A 3867-nucleotide genomic window follows, 5' to 3' on the forward strand; every position below is an offset into this window, starting at 1 on the left:
CGCTGTCCGTGGATGGCGGGGGCGGCGGCGCGGCGGCCGCGGCGCCGCCGGGCGACTTCATCGTGCACCCCAAGGCGCTGGGCCAGGTGCAGCGCCTGTTCCGCGCGGACGACTCGGTAGAGGTGGGGCGCAGCGAGAACCACATCGGCTTCCGCGGCGAGAACGTGCAGATCTACACGCGCCTCATCGAGGGGCCGTACCCCAACTACGAGCAGGTCATCCCCAAGGACAACGACAAGACCATGGTGGCGGACAAGGGCGCGCTGCAGGCCGCCGTCCGCCGCATGGCCATCGTTGCCAGCGACCAGACGCACCGGATCCGCCTGTCGCTGGGCGGGCCCATGCTGCGCTTCGCCGTGGAAACGCCCGACGTGGGCACCGCCACCGAGGAGCTGCAGGTGGAGTACGACGGCGATCCGCTGGAAATCGGCTTCAACGCGCAGTACCTGCTGGAGCTGCTGCGCTACATGCCCACGGACGAGGTGCGGATGGGCTTCAAGGCCCCCGAGCGCGCCGCCACCATGCAGCCCATCGGCAACGAGGACACGCCCGACTACCTCTGCCTGGTGATGCCCCTGCGCCTGCTGAGCTGAGTCCGAGAGCTGGCTGACAAAAACGGGGGAAGCGGCCGCATGGCGCTCCCCCCGTTTGCGTCTGCCGCACCCCGCGCATCAGGATGCCGGCAGACCGCATCCTGGTTGGCGGGCAAGGACAGTCCGCGTCCGCAGCGGCCCGCGCCCTCGTCAGGGCATCCTCGTACCGAACCCGGGAGCCGGCGGCGCGGGAGGTGCCGGGAAGGAAGGAAACCCGTCGGGAGGCCATCGTGGTCGAGATTTCTGTCGAAGGCGAAAAGCTCGTCGTCCGCGTGCTCGGGATGCACGCGGTCTGGACGCTGCGCAAGCGGATCGGCGTTCCGCTGCGGAACGTCACGGACATCCGCGTGGAGCCGGACGTGTCGCTCACGAAGGTGCGCGGCATCCGCGTTCCGGGAACGTTCGTGCCGGGGCTGATCGTCGCAGGGACGTACATCTCCCGCGGCCAGCGGGCCTTCTACGACGTGAGCCGGCCGCCTCGCGCGGTCGCCATCGAGCTCACTGGCAGCATGTACGACCGGATGATCGTGGACGTTGCGGATGCAGAGGAAACCGTCCGCCGGGTCCGCGCAGCGATGGCTGCCCTCGCGCGCTGATCCGCCCGGGAGCTGTACATCGCCCGCGCTGGGCCCGGCAGCTTCGTCACAAGCTTCGTAATTACGAAGCTTGTGACGATCTTGGTGACGAAGCTCGGATGCGCGGCTGCGCCAGCCGATACCGCGCGTTGGGGTCACGAGGGCTGTGTGTCGTACCTTCCACGATCTTTTCAGACCGCAGCCGCGCGATCCAGCGTCCCGCCGACTCGTTCGAGATCCCCAGTTGTTCCGCAATCTCGGCCCGGGAAAGCTCCCGTGCGTGCCGAAAGAGCGCGAGAATGGCGCTCCGGCGGTCCGCCCGTTTGCGGCGGGACGGGGTGGCAGCCAAATCATCGCCGGCGTTCACAGAAAGGCGGTACGTCGTCCACCGGCCGGTACCATCCTGGTCAACGAGCCCGCGGGAAACGAGGTCGCCCAGTTCGCGCGTCGCGACTCTGCTGTCCAGGCCGCTCACCTGTCGGTACGAAGCGTTGGTGACCTGTTCCCCTCGCTTCAGCAGTGCCAACGCCATCCGCTGGCTGTCGGTAAGGTCAGAACCGTCCACCGACTCCAGCCAGCGCAGCGTTTCAGCATCCAACAGCGTGTGGTTCGGGAACGTGAGCTGAAACGTGGCGATCCGATCCGCGAAGTGGGGCGGGCTCATCCCGGCCTGGCGCAGCGAGGCCAGCATGGCACCAATCCCCGACCCCCGGTTTTCGCAGACTACGTCGCTGGTGCCGGGAACCGGTACGTCCTCCAGCAACTTCATCAGCAACTGGTTGCGCGACGAGGAGATGCCCTCGTCGCCCAGCCGCTCCACCGTCACGGGACCAAACAGCCCCCCGGGATTCACGATCTCCAGCCGGTCGGGGAACATGCGCACCTGCACGGGCGTTCCGCGGGCCAGCGCGCTGAGGTCACGATGTACCAGCGCGTTGACAAGCGCCTCGCGGAGCGCGGTTTCGGGATATTCCCACAGATCTTCGCGAAACAGGCCGCGCACGATGGCCCGGCGCTTCATGTTGCGCTGCAGCGCCTTCATGACTGGCTCCAGCATGCGCGGAACAGGTCCATCGAAACGGCCCTGATCCAGAAAGCGCTCGCCCCGGGGTCCCGGCTCGCCCAGCCTCGGGGTCGGGTAGGCGACAAAGGTCACACCCAGTTCCGAAAAGAACTGCTGCGGATACGCGCCGAGCGCCAGGAGGCCCCCCAGAGAGGGAACCCACCGCTCCTGGTGCACGACAAGCACCTTGAGCGTGCGAAGCGCCTCTTGATCCGTCCTGCCGCGGAACACGCTCCGTTCCGAACGGCGCATCCGCTCCAGCAAGCCGGCGACAAGTTCCTGATCCAGGTCGTCGGGGGTCGCTTCAGCCACGGGCTGCTCGTCATCACGCGGTTGGCCCCGCGACGCGAGCATGACCTGCACTTCGTACTGGTTGAGCTTGCGGTCGCCGTCCGCCACGCGGATGAAAGCACCGTTGGTGAGTCCCGCTCCGGGATAATACACAGGCTTGCGCCCAAGCTCCGCTTCTGGAATTTCAGCGACTACGAGCGTGGCTCCTTCCACCCTGTGCAGTTCGATGTGGGCCCGCACGGGCGGTTCCATGTCACCGCACAGGCTGCCCAGATCCTGCATCACCTTTCTGGGGTCGTCCACCCCGGTGATCCCGAAACCGGCCGATTCATCCAGACCCAGAATCAGAACGCCTCCGCCCGGCGTGTTGGAGAAGGCCGAGATGGTTTCCCAGAGGCGCTTGGGCATTTCTGTCCTGGCACGCTTTGCCTCAACGTGAACCAGGTCCGTCCTGAATTCCCGAAGATTCGTGATCAACGACACCAGTTCGTCGTTCGTCATGCGGAGCACACTCCAGAGAGAGCCTCGTCAGCTCGCGGGACTTCGTCACCTGCTTCGTCATTAGCTTGGTAATTACGAAGCTAATGACGAAGTTCGTGCGGCGCCATGCTGATTGCGGTGCTCGGAGCAGCGCCGGACGGCGATCCAGCGTGGCGCGGATGGCAGCACGATCGTGACGAAGCTCGGGTGCTGAACCTGCGTGGGACGGTAGATTGGGAACGATCGAATCCAGGAGACAGGCGAGCGGGCGGCGATGGATCAGATGAGCCGGGCGGGCGGAACGACGCCGCTGTCGGGAGAGGTGCGGATCGGGGATGGCGCGGCCGTGGTTCCCCACGTGTCGGCGGACGATCTGCGGGTGGACGGGTCCGCGGTGTCGTACCGGCTGTGGGACGCGGCGTACGCCATTGACCTGGACCGTGCCGCGGCGCTGTTCGGGCCGAGGGGCGCCGCGCGGGCCGTGCCGGTGCGCGGGGAGGCGCAGGCGCTGCAGATCCGCAATCCGCCGCTGCACGTGGAGGTGGCCCGCGACCGCGTGCGGGTGGACGGCACTGAGTGCGAGGTGCTGACCTCGGCGCGCATTTTCGACTTCGGCGTAGTGGGGCTGCAGCTGCAGGTGTCGGCGCCGCCCGGGCTGACGTGGGCGGCGTTCTCGCGCTTTGGCGCGGCGGTGGACGCGTCCCCCGAGCTGGGCGCCATCTTTGACCGCGAACTCGGGCCGCTGCTGCACCAGCTTGCGCCCGCGGTGGAGCGCCCGGGGCTGGCGCCGGTGACGGAAAGCTACATCCTGTATCGCGTCACGCGGCTGGCGGACCGCGCGGGCAATCCCGTGCTGCCGGACGTG

The 3867-nt window shown here is 67.4% G+C and carries 3 protein-coding genes and 1 pseudogene; 3 read left to right on the forward strand and 1 reads right to left on the reverse strand.

Translation table 11 applies throughout. The annotated features are described in order from the left end of the window. A partial coding sequence (locus VF665_RS24210; protein ID WP_331056062.1) for a DNA polymerase III subunit beta occupies positions 1 to 593 on the forward strand: 593 nt, incomplete at its 5' end. Positions 594 to 676: 83 nt separating this feature from the next. Next, entirely contained in the window at positions 677 to 1189 is a 513-nt protein-coding gene (locus VF665_RS24215; protein ID WP_331056063.1) for a hypothetical protein, read from the forward strand. A 61-nt stretch (positions 1190 to 1250) separates the two neighbouring features. On the opposite strand, the gene VF665_RS24220 is transcribed toward VF665_RS24215, so the two are convergent. Then, complete coding sequence (locus VF665_RS24220) at positions 1251 to 3023, reverse strand: ATP-binding protein (RefSeq protein ID WP_331056064.1); 1773 nt, start codon at positions 3021 to 3023, stop codon at positions 1251 to 1253. A gap of 253 nt (positions 3024 to 3276) precedes the next feature. On the opposite strand from VF665_RS24220, the pseudogene VF665_RS24225 reads away from it, so the two are divergent. Next, positions 3277 to 3867 (forward strand): annotated as a pseudogene (locus VF665_RS24225) (hypothetical protein); the annotation flags it as partial.

The organism is Longimicrobium sp. (assembly GCF_036387355.1).
Taxonomy (GTDB): Bacteria; Gemmatimonadota; Gemmatimonadetes; order Longimicrobiales; family Longimicrobiaceae; genus Longimicrobium.

Bases quoted from the DNA above. Each gene is read 5' to 3' on its own strand.
- VF665_RS24220 (WP_331056064.1), bottom strand. From the start codon at position 3,023: ATGACGAACGACGAACTGGTGTCGTTGATCACGAATCTTCGGGAATTC.
- VF665_RS24215 (WP_331056063.1), top strand. From the start codon at position 677: ATGCCGGCAGACCGCATCCTGGTTGGCGGGCAAGGACAGTCCGCGTCC.